The organism is Ignavibacteria bacterium (genome assembly GCA_025612375.1).
In the GTDB taxonomy this organism is placed as follows: Bacteria; Bacteroidota; Ignavibacteria; order Ignavibacteriales; family SURF-24; genus JAAXKN01.
Window position 1 is genome coordinate 34,276 of record JAAXKN010000013.1, and the last position, 18,568, is coordinate 52,843.

Below are 18,568 nucleotides of genomic sequence, written 5' to 3' on the forward strand. Positions count from 1 at the left end.
TTATGATATTTGTATACCTTGCTGCTTTGCTCTTTACCTTTTGCAATCTGAAGGCACAGGACATTCAGTCACTGGAAAAAAAGTACAACTATCTTGCTGAAAAACTTCAGCAGGAGGACTCGATTCTTACAGTGCTGAAGAATTCCTTGAGTGACAGGGCAAGACAGATAGATTACGAAAAAAAGAAAAGCAGCGCCGACAGGAATAAAATTACAAGCCTCATGTCCAACTCCATTAACCTTTCCTCGCAAATCGAACATCAGCAGAAAAAAGTGCAGAATATTTTCACAGAGCTTGAGGCCGTAAAACATTCTCTTAACTCAATTTACGGGGAAAACCTTGAGAAGCTTCAAAGCCGTAAAAAAGCGGCAAAGAATTCACAGGAAATCAGCTCCATAGATAGCGAGATACTGCTTCTCATGGGCAAAAAGCTTGCTGTAATGCCTTATATGCCGAAGTTCTCTTCTGATCCGGGCAGAATTAAGTCTCTGGAAATCAGTGGCTTAAGCGGAAAGGAAAAGGATATTTATGACGCTTATCTGAAGACGGCCTTAAATGAAACTGAGACTCAGCTTAACCAGGTGAATATTGTATACAGGGAAACCGAACAGGTTCTCAAGCTCCGGAAAAAGACGCACAAGTTCCTTCAGGAAGCTGAGATGGAAAGGGGAATCCATCCGGCGGGAAAAGTAAATAATTCAACTGTCGCAGGCGTTTCCGGTGAAAAGGATTCGCACGTTTTCCCCGGCTATGAAAGCTCTTCGGCTCAAAGAAATACGACTGATATGATCCAGTCGCAGGCTTTACTTTTTAGCCAGCTCAATCCGGAACGCTCACGCGAAATTGAGCGAAGCCTGAAGACGATAATCGACACTTCGGGGAAAAAGTTTTCTCTTAACGCGTACTTCAATTTGCTCAAGGATCTAAAACGAAGCCTGGAAGATTACAGAAATATGCTTTTAAGCAAAACCGGCAGCTCTAGATGAGGCTCGCCGTTATTTTTATTGCAGGACTTGTCCTGTTCTCCGGCGCTGCCTTCTGCCAGCTAAACTCAAGGCTGGACCTGGAAGCCGGGTATTTTAACAACCATAACCCGGCTCTTAAGGGCGAGGAAGATATCCTTCTGCGGGCAGAAGGGGAACTCTCATATAACTACCCGGATGCCGGGAACGGCTCTTTTAATGCTAACCTCAGGCTTAGGCCCGAATGGTCAGGCGTTGAAACTGCCCTCAGATCTGTAAAAATGGGCGCCCAGGCGGGGTATTTTTATGAAACAGAAGTATTGGGCCTGGGCTTTACGGCAGCGGCTAAAAGAAACCTGTATAACTCTTATAAGCCTCTTATTACTCACGACCTTTTAAGCCTTCAGGGGGATGTTACTTATAGCCTTCCTTCTGAAGTAACTTTACGCCTCAGCCCCGGCTATTTTAGACAGATAATAAACTTTGAGAACAGGCAGACAACTGACCTGTTGTCACTGAAACTGTCGGCAGGGAATTCTCTTTTAGGCCCGGTTAATGGCGAAGAGGGGATCTATGCGGAATTCTTTACCATAAGGGAATTGCCAGGCAAAATAGCCCCGCAAAAGGAAAGCTCTCTTCCGGGCTGGAAAATCGGGCCTGAACTTAATTTTACGTACTCTGAGGAAAGTATCCTTACCTTTCAGTACCATTTCCTCCTTGTAAATTCAGGAAGTACAAAATTTCCTTCATATGAGCAGATGGTAAGATTTATGGCCGGGATAATGCCTGAAGAAAACATATCAGTTATGCTTATGGCTGACTACTTCTGGCACAATATTAAAGTCCGTAAGAGCGCCTCTTATGAAGAAGCCGCAACTCTGAACTATTCGTCATTAAATTATGAAAACCGTATCCTGCTTAAAATCGGCTACGATGTAACTGAGGATGTTGAGGTATATTTAAGGACAGGTTATTCCAAAGAAAACCTTATTAACGACATTTTCTCGGAAAAATCCTGGTCCATAATGGCTGGTTTCAGTTTTACAAGGTAAGGCCTCAGGCCCCAGTAGGGAAATACTTAATTAAGAATACCACGCGGTATATAGCTTCAATTTCCGACTGCTTTGCAGTAATGGGCTCCTCGTTGAAGTCAGGCGAATAGAACTGTACCCACTCTCCGGGGAGTTTGCGGTAGTACCTGATAAACTGTTTTTGCGCCTTCAGCCTGCAGGCGACAATTGAACCGTTGGCGTATCCTGCTTCAATATCAATAAGGACTTTATCCCCCTTGTTTAAAATGCCGTCCATTCCGCTTTCGGCCATTATTGCAAAGCAGTTTGTCTTTTGTGTATAGGGAAGCCTGATTGTCCCGATGATGTTCTGCGGGTGAAATATATCCTGCCCTGAAAGGATTTCACTGACTATAGGGAATTCATTGCCGTCGATTCTGAAGAGTTCCAGGTTTTTATGTGAAACGTTCTGTGTATAACGGACTCTGTTAGTGTCTGAATCATCAATCTTAATGTCCAGAGCCTCTTCGAGCTTTCTTATTGTAGTCTGACGGGGTCTTAAGGTGGAGCCCTTCTTAAGGCTGTAGATAACGCTTCTGCTGATGGAGGTTTTCTTCTCCAGTTCAGCGCCGCTTATTCTGAATTCCTTTTCCAGACGGAGTATGAAATTCTGCCAGTTCATAGTATTTATAAATTGTTAAGGAAAAGTTATCCAAAAGAATTCTCATTGGCAAGCGTCATTTACCGCTTTTCGTAAAATCCGGCTGCAGCCGGCGATCTCTTTCTTTCTGCCATTTCTTCCTGCCTTGAAAAATAAACCTCTATTCCGTAACTATTTATTAATGCCATTTTTCAGTCATTTAGAAAGGGTAGGGAAATATGAAATTTAGTTTCAAGGGAGCCTGGGAGGTAACAAAACAGGTAATAGATGAATACAGCGACAATAAAACTCCAAAACTTGGGGCGGCACTAGCCTATTATACTGTCTTTTCTCTGGCCCCGCTTCTGGTTATTGCAATTGCTGTAGCAGGCCTGGTATTCGGACCTGATGCCGCTGCGGGCAGAATTAACGAGGAGATGAGGGGGCTTGTTGGACAACAGGGCGCAGAACTGATGCAGACTGCAATTCAAAAGAGTTATAACTCCAGTGCCGGAATTCTGGCTACAATTCTGGGTGTGGTAACACTGGGAATAGGAGCTACAGCGGTTTTTATAGAGCTGCAGGATTCGCTTGACATCATCTGGAAGGTAAAGTCCGTTCCCTCGAATGCCATCTGGGGCTTTGTCAAAACCCGTCTTGTCTCATTTGCGCTTGTTGTTGCAATGGGTTTTCTTCTTCTGGTCTCGCTGCTCATCAGTGCCGCTCTTACGGCCCTGAACCAGTTCATGACAAAGCTCGGGTTTATTCCGGTCTTTGTGCTTCAGATAATAAATATTGTTATCAGCCTGGGCGTCATTTTTGCGCTATTTGCACTTATTTATAAGGTGCTTCCTGATGTTGAGCTGACATGGAAGGAGGTTCGTTTTGGTGCTTTGGTAACAGCTGTGCTCTTTCAGGTCGGGAAATATCTGATTGGGCTCTACCTGGGGAGCAGTTCAATCAGTTCCACCTACGGCGCTGCAGGAAGCCTTGCCGTTCTATTAGTATGGATCTACTACTCCTCACAGATCCTATTCCTTGGAGCTATTCTGACATATGTCTATGCAGTAAGGGCCGGAGCAGGCATTCAACCCTCAGCGCATGCCGTAAAACTGCAGACTGAAACAAAAGAGATCAAACCCGAAGATGTGCAGAAGGATGATGAAAAGCATAACATCAGGTCCAAAGCCAGCTGATAAAAAAAAGAAAAGGCAAGAGTAAGGGGTAAAAATCACCTTGCTCTTGCCCTATTTTCATCAACCTAAATACATTCTGATTGAAGCGCTGTTGGATCTGATTTTCAGTTTCCTGATCGCTTTATCCTTAATTTGTCTTATTCTTTCTCTTGTAAGACCCAGCATGTCTCCGATCTCCTCAAGTGTAAGAGGCGTATCGCGGTCAATCCCGTAATAGCATTTTACAATTAAAGCCTCTCTTTCAGAAAGCCCTTTTAAGGCAAGGCGCAGGTCCTTTTTAAGCGATTCCTTCATAATTGAAAAGTCCGGCAGCGCGTCACCTTCAAGAGGGATCGTATCCATCAGGCTGCTGTTGTTCATGTCGTCCTGGAAGACGGGCATATCAAGAGAGACATAGCGTCCGGAATTTTCCATGATGCTGTCAATATCCTCAACATGCATATTAAGCTCGTTTGCCAGTTCCGACATACTGGGCTTGCGCTCCATTTTCTGCTCCATTGTATTGGCTGTCTTTAAGACCTTGTTCAGGTCGCCAATCCTGTTGGCCGGAAGCCTTACGATCCTGGCCTGTTCTGAAATGGCCTGCTGTATTGACTGTCTGATCCACCATACAGCATAAGAAATGAATTTGAATCCGCGGGTCTCATCGAACCTTTCTACGGCTTTGATCAATCCCAGGTTTCCCTCACTGATAAGATCGGGCAGGGAAAGGCCCTGGTTTTGATACTGCTTGGCTACGCTGACTACAAACCTTAAGTGCGATTTTATAAGTGCGTCAATTGCATCCTTATCACCATTCTTTATCCTCATGACAAGCTGTAGTTCTTCCTCTGAGGAGATAAGTTTTGCTTTACCAATTTCCTTTAGATAGGTATCGAGAGAGTGATCTCTGTGCAGGGCATACTGTCTTCTTATCTTCATCTACTCCCCTCGCTGTTAATTATTCAATTTGTATTTAAAAGAACAATAATATTAACGGACAATAACCAGAGTACGAGAGCCTCTATACTATTTTAATTTACTAATTTTCAGCTGAGATGCCATTAAATTCTGACGGATAATAGTAAAAAAGCTCACGTTTTTGAAGAATAAATTACAGCAGTAAAATATATCACAATTTTATGCACGGGCAAGTCATTTACCTACCCACTTTAGGCTTAAAAATGGGATTGAATGCCACTGTTCATTGCAGTATAATATATATTAGCCCAGGGAATTAAAACATAGTTTGAGCCTGGAATTTTTCTCCGGTTTATCAAATAGCAAGAGACAAAAATGTTATTCTTCAATTCCGGCATTTTTTTGTGCAGCGGATTGTATAACATGAAAGGATAACGTGTCATGTGGTTCATAATTATAGCGTCATTAGTTGTTCTGATTGCAGCTGGTTTAACGGCTTTTTATATCATAGGCAAGAAAACATTTGAAGATGAATACCCGATAATATGATCATAAAGGTTCTTACAGACCTTCACCTATGGATTAAAGAAAGGCGGAAAGTATCTGACTACTTTCTGCCTTTGCTTTAATTGTTCTCTTTCTTAGATTTGCTCCGTGTTCTGACCTTTTACTTTTTAATTTTTAATTTATAATTTTTAATTGTACTGATTTTAGGTTTTACTTAACGCATAACTTTGAGTAAATTTGTGTATTAATCCATAATTTGATTTAAGGAGTCAGTTTAAGTGCCAGACAGCAATGATATGTTGGAACAGAAGAACAGCGGCAATTCAGATTCTATGAGCAGGGCGGGTGAGAACCAGGAGAATTTCCAGCCCCAGACTAATACGGATGCCGAGGGAAAAAAAATGCTCGTCTTCCAGGATCCTCTTTATTCTCGTGAGAAGAAAAGCGTCGTCAATTACGCAGTTTTCAGGGGAAAATGGGAATTTGAGAATATGGAAGAACCGGATGACATAGATCCTGAAAAATGTGCCGTAAAATTCACCCCTACGACCGAGGGGGCACAGTTTATTATTACTTTCAAGTCCTATAAAGACAGGCTTGAATTTATGGATTCCATATATAGTGAAAAGGAATTAAAGCAGACTGGAAGCGGCGTTCAGCTTGAAAACCTCGCCAATTCAAAGGTTCTTAAAACTACAGGAGGCCTTATAGGTCTTTCAATTGCAGGTTATGGCCTCTATAAACTCTTCGGTAAGAAAAACAGCGATTAATTCAGTTTAAGATAAAAAGGGAATAGTACCGGATCCGGACTTTCCCTTTTTTAATTTTTCCTTTATCTTACTTTTAATTTTTAATTGACTCTGCCTCCGGCCTAAGAAAGTTTCATCAGCGTCTTTCTTAAGAAAGATTTGACAATTGAATTAAAATAATTTATATTTGTGTGTCGTAACACGGAAAAATAACTCTAATGGGCGAAAAGCTTAAACAAAGACTAAAGCAGGATAAATTCACGGGTATAGAGCACGAAGCGCTGCTGAACCTGTTCCTGGCAAACAACTTCATTAAGAAAAAGATGGATGACGTATGCCAGGCCTCCGGTATTACCAGTGCACAGTATAACGTCCTCCGCATTTTAAGGGGAGCGTACCCCGAGGGTTATCCGCGCTGCGAAATAATCGTCAGAATGATCGACCAGGCACCTGACGTTACAAGAATAATAGACAATCTTGAGAAGCAGGACCTTATTTTAAGGGAAAATTCTCCTGAGGATAGGAGACTCTCTATAACCAAAATTACAAAAAAGGGGCTTCTTCTTATCGAGAATATGGGGCCTGAGGTCGATTCGCTGAATAAATATTTACGGGATTCCTTATCGGAAGCAGAAATAATTCAGCTCTCTGAAATTTGTGAGAAAATTTACCCCCACGGGAAATAAAAAAATTTAACAATGTGTGTGTTATAACACTAAAAATATATAATAAAGAAAGGTTCAATACATGTTATCCAGGTCAATTAACAAACTTTTTAATACAGATGAAAACAATTATTCACTCCTGTTTTTGAGGATTATCGCCGCTATAGCAATTTTCCCGCATGGGGCTCAGAAACTCCTGGGCTGGTTTGGGGGAGCTGGGCTCCAGACCACATTAAATACATTCTCTGCTTACCTTGGAATACCTCCATATCTGGCAGTCCTGGCCGTACTGGCTGAATCAGTCGGCGCAATACTCCTTGTCCTGGGACTCTTTAGCAGGGTCTCTGCTTTCGGCCTTGCTGTGACAATGATTGTTGCCGTTTTTACAGCACACATCCATAACGGATTTTTTATGAACTGGGCAGGAACCGCAAAAGGTGAGGGTTTTGAATACCATTTAATCTATTTTGCCATCGTAATGGTAATTGCGGTTAAAGGCGCTGGTGCCTTTGCTCTGGATTCTCTGCTTTCTAAAAAAACAGCAGGTGAAAAAAGAAAGGAATTTGAACTTCAGGGAAGCAACTGATTTTTTACTAACGAAGTAAACTAAAAAGGGACTTTACTGCATTGAGCTGTAAAGTCCCTTTTTTTTAATTTCAAATGACCTTTTCTGTTTTTATGATCCGATCAGCTGAAGCGAGTTTGTGGTTTCCATGTCGTCATTTCTTACAGCCTTCATAGGGCCGCGCGGGCCTCTTGAAGTCTTTACTGTAACAGACATCTTCATCTTTGTGGATGTTTTGGAATTCTGCACGCAGCCTTTTGAAAAGTTAAAATAGATCTTTCCGCTTCCCTGAGCCTCAGGGTTCTTAAAATCGTAATCAATGCCCCTGTCGCTTACCTTATTTTTTCCTTTAGGGACAATCTGCAATCCTGCCTCAATTACGGCCAGCTTATTGTCGTTGCTCAGCATTTTTTCAAAATTGACCAGCTTATACTGCGCTATATTCTTAATATCAAATACTCCCATTCTGCTGGGATAGTCAAAGTGCCAGGTCGAATCCTTTGCTACTTTATTCTGCGGCAGTGTCCTGAATACCTGCTGGATAAGAGGCTTTAAGGCCCCTTCAGAGATATTTCCCTGGAACTGGTGCTTCTGTTCATTGTTAACTGAATCTTTTATTCCCTGAATTTCCAGGTATTTGTCCACTATTTTGTCTACGCGGTAGATCTCAAGAATCTCTCCCTTGGGGTTCATTCTGAAGTAGAACGGATTGTTGAGCACGGCTTCATAATCAACGAACTTTGCAATTTCCTTGGGATCTTTCAGTTTCCCCGATTCATAGGATAGCTTCTGTCCGTTAGCCTCACCGTCAAGCTTTGCCCATTTGATTGTGGCTTTTATATCCATGACGTTATCATTGTCTACTTCTCTGACATCCATATCGATAATGTATGATACCGTCTGCTTTGCAACCTGCTTTAATGTTGTGTCGGATACAACAGACTGTGTTTGTGAAGAAGTGCTCGTAAGCTTATAGGAAAGGTGCTGATCCTTCTTCAGCATATAAACCAGGTTCACATCTTTAGGCGGTGCATCGTCAGGCACTGTTTTCAGTACGGAAGACGTATCATTCATTGCGGCAGTCTGTTTATTTTCGTCTTTTTTCCCGCAGCCGAAAACGAAAAGTGAAATAAACAATAATAAAAAGATATTTTTCATTTAACCAATTCCTTAAAAATTTTACAAAATCCGGATGACCTCAAAAATCCGTTCTTTCTCTTTCTTTCTGTGCATCCACGGGTTTTCCGGTCAGTTAAACATTATATTATCCGGTATTGTTTCAGATAAATTGCCGGGACTAATAAAGCAGGTACTTCTTTCTTAATCCCTTAAACTGATTTAATTCCTTCTGCCAGCCTTTAATTATCTCATCGGCAGTTTTATTTGCTAAGATTTCTTCTCTTATAGACTTGTCTCCCGAGAGGCGGTCAAATCTCGCATCGCTGAATTTGAATTTACCGGGATAAAGCTTATGCACGGCATAGATCAGCTTTATGCCGAACTGCACCGGTTCAAATTCATTCCTATCGGTTACCCTGATCTGAAGGCCGTTTACATTCTCTCCCTGAAACTTGGGCTGGCTGGCCATATTGGGTATTTCAACCGGTTTATATTCTGCTTTCTCAAATTCGGCCCCTTTAATCCCCAGCTTCTTTAACTCACTGGTCAGCTCTTCGGAATTTATAAAAGGAGCTCCGAAGGTAAGAAAAGGCTTATGTGTGCCGCGCCCTTCCGAAACGTTTGTCCCTTCAATAAGGCACATGCCGGGGTAAACGATTGCGGTTTCAAGATCGGGAATATTTGGTGAAGGCCTTACCCATTTTAGGCCTGTTTCATCGTAGTAGTAATCTCTTTTCCAGTTCTCCAGCTTAACAACGGTCAGTTTAGCCTTAAGATTTTTTCCCAGCATACCTGATTCGTTAAAAAGCGTGGCCAGCTCGCCTATTGTAAGCCCGTGCATAACTGGAATAGGAGCTATGCCTACGAATGATGAAAGTTCTTCTTTCCTTATGGGGCCGCCAACCTTAATGCCTGTAATCGGGTTTGGCCTGTCCAGCACAATTACAGGAATATTGTTCTCAGCCCCGGCCTGTACGGTATAAAAAAGTGTTGAAATAAACGTATAGAACCTGGCTCCCACGTCCTGGATGTCATAAATAAGTACATCAACATCCTTAAGCATATCCTTTGTAGGTTTATAGACTTTTCCATACAAAGAGTAGACTTCAAGACCCGTTTTTGCATCTTTGCCGTGTGATATTGTTGTGCCGTCAGGAGCATCGCCCCTTATGCCGTGTTCCGGGCCGAAGAGAGCCGATATTTTAACGTCTTTTCTGTGGAAAAGTGTATCTACCAGGTGTGTCCCGTTTGAAAGCAGGGCAGAATGGTTGGTAACAATGCCAAGCCGTTTGCCCTTAATAAGATTCATGCGTTTGGCCAGCAGTACGTCCGCTCCCGCAACTGTTTTATTTTTTTGTGAAGGTACTGCCGGATAAATAACAGATGTAATGAATATTGAAACAAAAACATAAAGCCAAATTTTCATGTTGAATGAGCCTTCTAAAAGAACTAAAAAAAAGTGAATTTGTATACTATTATTTTGTTAAATACTTTCTTGCAAGCATCCATGCCGAAAGGCTTAATCCGTCCCAGATGAAATTACTTTCAATGAGCTCCTCAATTTCGGAGTACGTATTCTCTACAAGCTCAAACTCCTCTGTCAGATCCGCCTGCAGGGGGGCAGGGGAGAGTCCGCGTGCAATAAAAACCGTGCACATTTCATCGCTTGCACCGGTATAGGGAGAAAATTCGCCGGCTTTTTCGAGCCTTTCGGCCGTAAATCCGGTTTCTTCTCTTAATTCCTTGATGGCATTCTCTTCAGCTGTCAATCCTTCTTCAACCGAGCCGCAGGGAAATTCAAGGCTTTCCTTCTGGTTCAGGTACCTGAACTGCTTTACCATCAAAATCCTGCCTCCATCAGTAAACGGAATGACCATCGAAGAGCCGCAGGTGTGTACATAGTGATATTCCCCGCGGCTGCCGCCTTCAATTTGAAACTCATCCAGGCGGTAACTCCAATGGTCATTTTTTATTACTGTTCTTTCGGAAATTTTCTTCCAGCGTTTAAGAGGCATCAGTCGTTATAATTTTCCAATAATTCTTTTCTTGAAAAGAAATGCGCAATTTCCTTTGCTGCATTCTCGTCCGAATCAGAACCGTGCACTATATTGAACTGCTTGCTCTCGGCAAAGAGCTTTCTGATTGTGCCCTCGGCTGCTTCTGCCGGATCGGTTGCACCGATCAGTTTTCTAAAATCGGCAACTGCATTTTCTTTTTCAAGCGCAATCGGAACGCATGGGCCGGAGATCATAAACTGCACGAGGTCGTTAAAAAACCCGCGCTCTTTATGTACTTCATAAAAGCCTTCAGCTGATTCTTTTGTCAGGCGCGTCATCTTCATCGCTTTTACCTTAAAACCAGCTTCAGTGATTTTTGTAATTACTTCACCAATAAGATCCTTCCTGACGCAATCAGGCTTCAATATGGCAAGTGTCCTGTTAGTCAAATTAACTCCTTTTTATATAGGTTTCTTCTTTTTGTTATAGGTCGCTTATTTCTTTCTTGAAACTGCTTTAGGCTTTAAGGCTTTCTTTGCTTGTCCTGCCGGCTTTGACTTTGCCCTGGCAACTACCGCAGTTTTGGGCTTTGCCGTGGCTTTTGAGGCTGTTTTGGCCTTAGAGACAGTTTTAGGTTTCGCCGGTGCTTTTACTGCTGCCTTAGCTTTTACAGCAGTCTTAGCTTTTGCTGCAGGTTTTGCCTTCAGGCCGCCTTTGGGAGTACTCTTTAAGGGCGATTTAGAAACCTGCTTTGCCTGTTCTAAAGCCTTCTGCATTGTAATGCCAATTTCTGCAGGGGATTCAACGACTTTAATTCCTGCTTTTTTCATAACTGCCATCTTTTCAGCTGCAGTGCCCTTGCCGCCGGAGATGATGGCGCCTGCGTGTCCCATTCTTCTGCCTGCCGGCGCGGTACGCCCTGCAATAAAACCGACAACTGGTTTTTTAACAAATTTCTTTATGTACTGAGCCGCTTCTTCTTCTGCGCTTCCGCCGATTTCACCGATCATTATTATGCCTTCGGTTGCGGCGTCTTCATTAAAAAGTTTGATTATATCAATAAACTGGGAACCAACAACGGGGTCTCCTCCTATTCCAACGCATGTAGACTGCCCGATCTTAAGGTCAGTCAGCTGCTTTACGGCTTCATAAGTCAGAGTGCCGCTGCGTGAAACAACGCCTACTTTACCGGCTTTATGGATAAAACCGGGCATAATACCGATCTTTGCCTTTCCAGGTGAAATGACCCCGGGGCAGTTCGGACCGATAAGGCGGACATCCTTGTTTTTTATGGAATTGTATACTTTGACCATATCTGCGGCAGGAATTCCCTCGGTAATGCAGATGATCAGTTTAATACCGGCCTGTGCAGCCTCCAGAATGGCATCTGCTGCAAATGCAGGCGGAACAAATATCACTGATGCATTTGCTTTCTGCGCTTTAACTGCATCTTCAACTGTGTTATAAACCGGAATATTATCAAATTTCTGTCCTCCCTTTCCGGGTGTTACTCCAGCCACTACATTGGTACCATACTGAACCATTTGCTGTGTGTGGAATGAGCCTTCACCCCCGGTTATTCCCTGAACTACAAGACGTGTTTTGTTATCAACAAGTATACTCATTTTGTTTCCCTTATTATGTATAACAAACTTGTATTTGATTTCAGTAAAGATAATGATTATCAGACATAAATGCTAAAGGTTCTGCGCAGTGATTGGGACGAAAAACTCCCGGATTCTTATAAAAACCGGGCTTAATCTTCATCCTGGGCCCCTTCTGATATTCAATTCCCGGTAGTGCACTTATCCCTTGCAGCACTGCATTTTAAGGCTCCGCATAAAGAAGAGCAGGGCCAGGGTGATTTACATCAAGAGAAATTTTATTTTGAAAAAAAATAGTCCATGTAAGAATATCTTCTTGCATTTTATTCAATAAATACTAATTTACTAAAGGGAAAGCAGCCGGTTCATGTTTTATTATTAAATTAACCAATTCACTAGTTTTTGAGGGGAGTAATGAGTGAGGTAGCAGCTGGTGTGGAAAAGGGGGGATCTGAAATTCTGCATTATTACTATTTCAGAAGCACCTCTGTTAAGCTTGTCAGAAATGACGGCAAGTATTTAGTTATAATGAAAAAGTATATTCTTTATCTTTTCAAAAAGATAAAAAGATTTGAATATTCAAGCTACAGCGATGCTGAAGACAAATACCTTGAAATTAAGTCGATGCTTCAGTATCAGGGGAGGCTTAATTAGCTCAAAGGCTTGAATTAAAAAAAGCTTTATTTCTGTCTGATAATTCCGGACAGGGAGTATTCTTCGTCTGTGTTTTCTTTCGAAGGCAGAGATTTTTTTATCACAAAGTTAAATTTCTTCAGATATATAACGGCACATCTTCATAATCGTCAATTCATCAAACTGATTGGCCATGAGCTGCATTCCAATGGGCAAACCCTGGCTGTCAGACCCTACAGGTAAACTAATTCCTGGAATGCCTGCAAGATTTGCCGAAGTGGTGTAGATATCGTTTAAATACATTTCGAGGGGATTACTCGATTTCTCTCCCAGCCTGAACGCCGTTGTCGGGGCTGTGGGGGTTAAGATCAAATCTGTTTCACTAAAAACCCTGTCAAAGTCATTCTTCAAAAGCCTGCGCACCTTTTGTGCCTTCCTGTAATAGGCATCATAATAGCCGGCTGAAAGAACGTAGGTCCCGAGCATAATGCGCCTTTTCACCTCGGTTCCGAACCCCTTGGACCTTGAATCGGTGTACATATCCTGAAGTGTGCGGCTCTCAGGGCTTCTAAAGCCGTATCTGGCTCCGTCAAAACGGGCAAGATTTGAGGATGCCTCAGCCGTAGTTAAGATATAATATGTAGCAATTGAATAGGGAGTATTGGGAAGACTTACTTCCCGGACATCAAAGCCGTGCGATTTTAACTTTGAAATCACACCTTCAATTACACTTTTAACCTCGTCATTTAAGCCTTCAGAAAAGTATTCCTTTGGAATTCCGATGCGCGGCTTCCCCGAATAGCCATCTTCGGTAATATCCACTTCAGACAGAAGACCTGAATACTCAGGGACTTCTGCTCTTGCACTTGTTGCATCGTTGATGTCACGGCCCGAAATTACTTCCATAACAAGAGCTATATCTCTGATGTCTTTCCCGATGGGGCCTATGGAGTCAAAAGATGAAGCAAAGGCGGTTAGCCCGAACCTGGATACTCTGCCATAAGTTGGTTTCAGTCCCATAACGCCGCAGAATGATGCCGGCTGGCGTATGGATCCTCCGGTATCGGTGCCTATTGAAACGTCACACAGCCCTGCTGCCATGGCTGCTGCCGCCCCGCCGCTGGAGCCGCCCGGGACGCGTGATGTGTCGGCTGGATTTAAGACCGGTCCGAATGCGGAATTTTCATTTGAGGAGCCCATGGCAAACTCGTCACAGTTAGTCTTGCCAATAATTATTGCGTCTTCTTCAATAAGTTTTTTTACTGCCGTTGCAGTATATAAAGAGGTGAAATCCTTCAGCATGCCGGAAGAGCAGGTAAGAGGCCTGTCCTTAAGGGCCAGAACGTCCTTTATGGCTATAACCATCCCTGCAAGCTTCCCGAAGGAGCCTTGCTTAATCTTTGCTGAAACTTTTTCTGCCTGCAGGAGAGCATCTTCATGAAAAACAAAATTAAATGCATTAAGATGTTTTTCTTTTTCGATCCTGTCGAGGAAATAAAGCACGTTCTCTTTAAGAGAAAGCTCTCCCTTTTTCAGCTTTTCGATTTTTTCGAAGTAGTTCTTATATTCTATTGAGTCTGATGTCATAATCGGGAAATGAAAATCAGGATTTTTTCTCTTCTTTGTTTTCCGGGGTGCTCTTTACATCCTCGTCAACATCCTTCAGCGCCTTCTTGAATTCCTTCATCCCTTTACCGACACCCTGTGCCAATTCCGGAATCTTCTTTGCCCCGAAGAATATGAGAATAACCAGGACAATAATTATTATTTCGCCGGTCCCTAAATTGCCAAACATCTTTTTGCCTCGTTTTGTTTGATTTGGAAATACCGCAAAAGGTAAAACACTTCGCAGTATACCCCAGTTAATAAATTAAAACTGCCTGCTTCTGAAAAGATATATTTTTTCTTGCAAATATCTTCGTCTTATTTTTCTTCGGGAGCTTTGGTTTGCTCTTTCTGTATTGCAGGAATCTGTACACCTTCAGATTTTGGCTCAAGAGTTTTTGCAGGGGCAGGAGCCGTGTCGTTTTTTAAGCCATCTTCCACGTCACGCATTGCTTTTTTAAACTCCCGCATTCCTTTACCGATTCCCTGTGCAATCTCGGGGATTTTTTTAGGTCCGAAAAATATTAGTATTACCAGTACTATAAGTATTATTTCGCCAGCGCCAAGATTACCAAACATAATTCTTAGTTCCTTAACTTGTAAGTTATTTTTATATGGCGGCAGTTCCGGTTTTTGTTCCTTGAATCAGCGCATTACTGCAGCCCTCGGTTGATTTTTGCTAAACGTTCACCATGTGTTCAGCTACTGATTGAAATATAAAAGTTCCGTCAGTCTTCCCGAGCAGGGGATCGCAGGCCCTTTCAGGATGAGGCATCATGCCCAGCACGTTGCCGCGCTTGTTTATGATTCCGGCTATGTTAAGCTGGCTTCCATTGGGATTTAATTCTTCTGAAACCAGGCCATCGGCTGAAGAGTATCTGAAAACTATCTGATTATTCTCCTCAAGCTCCTTCAGTGTATCCGTCTCGGCAAAATAATTACCCTCGCCGTGTGCTACAGGGATTTTTAAGGCTCTTTTTTCAGCCTGAAAACTTGTAAATATAGTATCCGGGTTTTCAACCTTAAGATATACATCTTTGCAGACAAATTTCAGTGAATTATTCTTTACCATAACGCCGGGAAGCAGACCTGCCTCAAGCAGTATCTGGAATCCGTTGCATATGCCGATTACAATGCCGCCGTTTTGAGCAAAGGAAATTACTTTTTCCATAATAGGGGAAAACCGCGCAATTGCGCCGGTCCTCAGATAGTCGCCGTAGGAAAAGCCTCCCGGCAGAATAATGGCATCGCTGTTCTCTAAATCCCTGTCTTTATGCCAGAGGAAAGTAACATCGTATCCAAGCTTTTTTTTCAAAGCGTAATATGCGTCATGGTCACAATTAGAACCCGGAAACACCACTACACCAAATTTAGGTTTCATTTCACCTCTTCTAAAGTAAACTCAAAGTCTTCCATTATCGGATTTGAAAGCAGCTTCGTCGAGTATTCATTAAGCTCTTTTTCTGCCGTCTGTCTGTCATCCACATTAACAAAAAATTCAATATATTTTCCAATTCGTGTCTGCTGTATGTTATTGAATCCAAGCATTTTTGCGCCCTGTTCGACGGCTTTTCCCTGCGGATCAACAATCGAAGGCCTTCTTTTTACTATAACAGTCGCTTTATACAATTTGTTTCCTCATTTGTTATACTGTTTTGTCCGGAATAGGTATTTTCGGCGCATTTCAGTCCAGCTTATCTCTTAGTTCTTGCCGGCTGTTTCCTTAGGGCTTACCTTGTGCCCTTTGCCGGTCCTGAAAGCCAGTGAAAATGCATGTCTGAAAATACCAATAAGAATCATCAAAATAAATACATAGAAGAGGGCTTTCCCTTCAGTGGCAATAATAATTATAAGAGAAATTACCACAAATGCAAAAGAATAAGGCCTCTCTTTTATCCCTTTCCCTGAAAATTTCGGAAGAGTCTCATACCTGATCTTACTTACCATGAGCAGTGAAAGCAATATGACGAGCGGGATTATATATGTATCGAAAGGCTCCTGATAGGAATTTCCGTTGAAGTATACCAGAACGTAGGCCGCAATTGTAATAGCTGAAGAGGGGATTGGCAGCCCCGTAAAATATGATTTGTCGAAGCCTACGAGCTGCACGTTAAAACGTGCTAGGCGGAGCCCGCCGAAAACCATCAGAAGTGAGCTTATTACGATGCCCAGAGCCCCCAGATGGTTTAAATAGGAGTGGTAGATCAGAAAAGCAGGGGCAACGCCAAAGCTAACCAGATCAGAAAGAGAGTCAAGCTCAACTCCAAACTCACTGCTTGAATGTGTCAGACGCGCCATGATTCCGTCAAGTGCGTCAAAAACGGCTCCAATAATTATAAACATTGCCGCCTTTATGTAATCCTGTTCGCTGGAGTAAATTACTGACACAAAACCGCTGAACATGTTCAGCGAGGTAAACAGGTTAGGGATTACAGAGCGCGTTATTCTGATATTTCTCATTACTTTTGATACTCAAATAAAATTGTTTGACCGGCAGTGACTTTGTCACCTTTTTTTACCTTCACCTGCCATTGTTTCGGGACCACAACGTCCACACGGCTGCCAAAACGGATCATGCCGAACCGCTCTCCCATTTTAACATCGTCGCCCGGCTTTAATTCATAGACAATCCTGCGCGCAACATATCCGGCAACCTGTGTGAAGAATATCTTCCCGAACTTTGAATTAATGCCGAACTCGGCCCGCTCGTTTTTCTCTGAGGCTTTGTCGTGGCTTGCAATCAGGTACTCGCCATGTATGTACCTTAAGTATTCAACCTTGCCATTGACCGGAATACGGTTAACGTGCACGTTCAAAGGCGACATAAAGATCGAGATCTGCCAGGCTTTGTCCTTAATGTATCTGTCGTCAAAAACTTCCTTTACGAGCAGAACAGTCCCGTCGGCAGGCGAAACCGCAACATTGTCCTTATTTGGGGAGACCCTTTCCGGATCCCTGAAAAAATACAACGTAAATATAAGCAGCAGAGCGCCCAGGGCAATAAGAAAAAACTTAAAGAAGTTATTGTTTATTAAAATTCCTGCTCCGGCCAGTATAAAAACGATAATGGACACAACACCAATTGTGGAATAACCGTACTTAGTCATAATGCTAGTATTTTGTTAAGCTTAAAATAAATTCTGCGTAATCCTTGTAATCAGCTGATGTCTTTATCTTGTAGGGATTTATATTCTTTAGGCCCGGATCCAGCGGCAGGACTTTCAGGCTGACAGGTGTGAAATCATCCACAATAAATATCTTCTCCTCATCTTTTCCAAAATAACAGCTTACCTCGGCTAAAAATGAGTTTCTCCTTTCAAAGTAAGACTTTAGGACAGCATTGACTTTTGTACAGATCCTTTTAATTACTTTCAGTTCCTCTATCGGAAGAATATCAAGCGATATCAGATGGCTTTCGGTTATAAGATTATCTTTAGAGCTCCCGTACCTGTATTCAAAAACAGGCAGAACCAGAAACGTGCCATCCGGCTTGTCAAAGATTTTACTTGTGCGCTTGTCTATAATGTTTGAAATTGTAATTGAAAACGGATAAGTGCTGTGTTTTTGCAGCACAAGGCTGTTGTCTTCAACCTTCTTGTAGCCCGTAGGCACATTATAGGCATTCAGGTAGTCCAGAAAAAAAGAATTAATGATTAAATGCTTTTCCCCCAAATCCTTGATCTTTGCTTCGGTACGGCTGCTGAGGCTTACAGAATCCCTGTATTCTATCAGTATAGAACTGTCTTCTTTTGCCTGAAAGACAACCTTCCCGCTTTTTTCCTGAACAATATTTTTGCTGTATTTCAAGACCTGATTACAAAAATTGTTTAACGCCCCGAAATTATAGAAATAGGCGTTCAAAGTCAAATACCAACTTTTTGCTCTATTGTCCAAATTCAGCTTATTTTTATCATTTTTAGCCAGTATCCTCCTGCTAACCTTGACTTTGCCGCTGAAGCGGGCTACATTTTATTAATAACTGGGGTGACGTATATGGCTAAGACAGCAACAATCAGAGCAAGAATTGAACCGGAATTAAAATCCGAGGTGGAAAATATCTTCAAGAAGCTGGGGGTTTCAACTACTGAGGTGATCAGTATGCTCTACAGCCAGGTGAAGCTCAACAAGGGCCTGCCTTTTGAGGTGAAACTGCACCACAAGGCTGCTCAAGCTCAGCCTAAAGGAGTGCATACTCAGCCAAAGGGCGTGCATTCTCAACAGGGTGCTCAGAAAAGAAAAATGAAACGCGGAGTAAAATAATTTATTGCCCTGAAACCGGCCCTGAATAAAAGGCAATTAAACACTGGCTTCCGGCCTGAATTCTCAGGCGTAAATTTTATTTTAATAGAACTTTTTCTTTTCCCGGCTTATTTTTTACGGGGAACCTGCAGATCATTACACCGGTTAATAATGAAA

The 18,568-nt window shown here is 42.4% G+C and carries 23 protein-coding genes; 8 read left to right on the forward strand and 15 right to left on the reverse strand.

Going from position 1 to position 18,568, the window contains the following annotated elements; translation table 11 throughout:
- Window positions 1-2 precede the first annotated feature (2 nt).
- Together HF312_10265 and HF312_10270 are read left to right on the forward strand one after the other, a co-directional pair.
- Complete coding sequence (locus HF312_10265; protein ID MCU7520587.1) at window positions 3-986, forward strand: hypothetical protein; 984 nt, start codon at window positions 3-5, stop codon at window positions 984-986.
- Entirely contained in the window at window positions 983-2,014 is a 1,032-nt protein-coding gene (locus HF312_10270; protein MCU7520588.1) for a hypothetical protein, read from the forward strand. Before HF312_10265 ends, HF312_10270 begins: the two co-directional genes overlap by 4 nt.
- A gap of 4 nt (window positions 2,015-2,018) precedes the next feature.
- Here the strand turns inward: HF312_10270 and HF312_10275 are convergent, their stop codons facing one another.
- On the reverse strand, window positions 2,019-2,654 hold the full coding sequence (locus HF312_10275; protein ID MCU7520589.1) for a helix-turn-helix domain-containing protein: 636 nt from the start codon (window positions 2,652-2,654) through the stop codon (window positions 2,019-2,021).
- A 197-nt stretch (window positions 2,655-2,851) separates the two neighbouring features.
- Between HF312_10275 and HF312_10280 the strand changes: the two genes are divergently transcribed.
- Window positions 2,852-3,808, forward strand: coding sequence for a YihY/virulence factor BrkB family protein (locus tag HF312_10280; GenBank protein ID MCU7520590.1), 957 nt, complete (start codon window positions 2,852-2,854; stop codon window positions 3,806-3,808).
- Window positions 3,809-3,868: 60 nt separating this feature from the next.
- On the opposite strand, the gene HF312_10285 is transcribed toward HF312_10280, so the two are convergent.
- Entirely contained in the window at window positions 3,869-4,729 is an 861-nt protein-coding gene (locus tag HF312_10285; GenBank protein ID MCU7520591.1) for an RNA polymerase sigma factor RpoD/SigA, read from the reverse strand.
- 764 nt (window positions 4,730-5,493) lie between these two features.
- Between HF312_10285 and HF312_10290 the strand changes: the two genes are divergently transcribed.
- From HF312_10290 to HF312_10300, 3 genes are all read left to right on the forward strand, one after another.
- The gene (locus HF312_10290; protein MCU7520592.1) at window positions 5,494-5,985 is read left to right on the forward strand and encodes a hypothetical protein; all 492 of its coding nucleotides are present in this window, start codon (window positions 5,494-5,496) and stop codon (window positions 5,983-5,985) included.
- 197 nt (window positions 5,986-6,182) lie between these two features.
- Entirely contained in the window at window positions 6,183-6,650 is a 468-nt protein-coding gene (locus tag HF312_10295) for a MarR family transcriptional regulator (protein MCU7520593.1), read from the forward strand.
- A 61-nt stretch (window positions 6,651-6,711) separates the two neighbouring features.
- Complete coding sequence (locus HF312_10300; protein MCU7520594.1) at window positions 6,712-7,215, forward strand: DoxX family protein; 504 nt, start codon at window positions 6,712-6,714, stop codon at window positions 7,213-7,215.
- 90 nt (window positions 7,216-7,305) lie between these two features.
- On the opposite strand, the gene HF312_10305 is transcribed toward HF312_10300, so the two are convergent.
- The 5 genes from HF312_10305 to sucD form a co-directional block, all read right to left on the reverse strand.
- The gene (locus HF312_10305; protein MCU7520595.1) at window positions 7,306-8,352 is read right to left on the reverse strand and encodes a hypothetical protein; all 1,047 of its coding nucleotides are present in this window, start codon (window positions 8,350-8,352) and stop codon (window positions 7,306-7,308) included.
- A 139-nt stretch (window positions 8,353-8,491) separates the two neighbouring features.
- On the reverse strand, window positions 8,492-9,739 hold the full coding sequence (locus HF312_10310) for a DUF1343 domain-containing protein (GenBank protein ID MCU7520596.1): 1,248 nt from the start codon (window positions 9,737-9,739) through the stop codon (window positions 8,492-8,494).
- 49 nt (window positions 9,740-9,788) lie between these two features.
- Entirely contained in the window at window positions 9,789-10,328 is a 540-nt protein-coding gene (locus HF312_10315; protein MCU7520597.1) for an NUDIX hydrolase, read from the reverse strand.
- The gene (gene ndk, locus HF312_10320) at window positions 10,328-10,759 is read right to left on the reverse strand and encodes a nucleoside-diphosphate kinase (GenBank protein ID MCU7520598.1); all 432 of its coding nucleotides are present in this window, start codon (window positions 10,757-10,759) and stop codon (window positions 10,328-10,330) included. Before ndk ends, HF312_10315 begins: the two co-directional genes overlap by 1 nt.
- A 45-nt stretch (window positions 10,760-10,804) precedes the next feature.
- The gene (gene sucD / locus HF312_10325) at window positions 10,805-11,935 is read right to left on the reverse strand and encodes a succinate--CoA ligase subunit alpha (protein ID MCU7520599.1); all 1,131 of its coding nucleotides are present in this window, start codon (window positions 11,933-11,935) and stop codon (window positions 10,805-10,807) included.
- A 393-nt stretch (window positions 11,936-12,328) separates the two neighbouring features.
- Between sucD and HF312_10330 the strand changes: the two genes are divergently transcribed.
- Window positions 12,329-12,568 carry a hypothetical protein gene (locus HF312_10330; protein ID MCU7520600.1) on the forward strand — a complete coding sequence of 80 codons (240 nt, stop codon included), beginning with the start codon at window positions 12,329-12,331 and terminating at the stop codon, window positions 12,566-12,568.
- Between the two features lie 108 nt (window positions 12,569-12,676).
- Here the strand turns inward: HF312_10330 and gatA are convergent, their stop codons facing one another.
- From gatA to HF312_10370, 8 genes are all read right to left on the reverse strand, one after another.
- Window positions 12,677-14,134, reverse strand: coding sequence for an Asp-tRNA(Asn)/Glu-tRNA(Gln) amidotransferase subunit GatA (gene gatA, locus HF312_10335; protein ID MCU7520601.1), 1,458 nt, complete (start codon window positions 14,132-14,134; stop codon window positions 12,677-12,679).
- Window positions 14,135-14,150: 16 nt separating this feature from the next.
- Window positions 14,151-14,342: a twin-arginine translocase TatA/TatE family subunit gene (gene tatA, locus HF312_10340; GenBank protein MCU7520602.1), complete on the reverse strand. Its 192-nt coding sequence runs from the start codon at window positions 14,340-14,342 to the stop codon at window positions 14,151-14,153.
- Window positions 14,343-14,470: 128 nt separating this feature from the next.
- Entirely contained in the window at window positions 14,471-14,731 is a 261-nt protein-coding gene (locus tag HF312_10345) for a twin-arginine translocase TatA/TatE family subunit (GenBank protein MCU7520603.1), read from the reverse strand.
- Between the two features lie 100 nt (window positions 14,732-14,831).
- Window positions 14,832-15,533, reverse strand: a complete 702-nt coding sequence (gene purQ / locus HF312_10350) for a phosphoribosylformylglycinamidine synthase subunit PurQ (GenBank protein ID MCU7520604.1) — start codon at window positions 15,531-15,533, stop codon at window positions 14,832-14,834.
- Entirely contained in the window at window positions 15,530-15,781 is a 252-nt protein-coding gene (purS, locus tag HF312_10355; protein MCU7520605.1) for a phosphoribosylformylglycinamidine synthase subunit PurS, read from the reverse strand. Before purS ends, purQ begins: the two co-directional genes overlap by 4 nt.
- A gap of 72 nt (window positions 15,782-15,853) precedes the next feature.
- Entirely contained in the window at window positions 15,854-16,612 is a 759-nt protein-coding gene (pssA, locus tag HF312_10360; protein MCU7520606.1) for a CDP-diacylglycerol--serine O-phosphatidyltransferase, read from the reverse strand.
- A complete protein-coding gene (locus HF312_10365; protein ID MCU7520607.1) occupies window positions 16,612-17,262 on the reverse strand; it encodes a phosphatidylserine decarboxylase family protein in 651 nt (216 codons plus the stop codon). Before HF312_10365 ends, pssA begins: the two co-directional genes overlap by 1 nt.
- A 1-nt stretch (window position 17,263) precedes the next feature.
- On the reverse strand, window positions 17,264-17,959 hold the full coding sequence (locus HF312_10370; protein ID MCU7520608.1) for a hypothetical protein: 696 nt from the start codon (window positions 17,957-17,959) through the stop codon (window positions 17,264-17,266).
- A gap of 186 nt (window positions 17,960-18,145) precedes the next feature.
- Here HF312_10370 and HF312_10375 point away from each other — a divergent pair, with 186 nt between their 5' ends.
- The gene (locus HF312_10375) at window positions 18,146-18,412 is read left to right on the forward strand and encodes a type II toxin-antitoxin system RelB/DinJ family antitoxin (GenBank protein ID MCU7520609.1); all 267 of its coding nucleotides are present in this window, start codon (window positions 18,146-18,148) and stop codon (window positions 18,410-18,412) included.
- The last annotated feature ends 156 nt before the right edge of the window (window positions 18,413-18,568 follow it).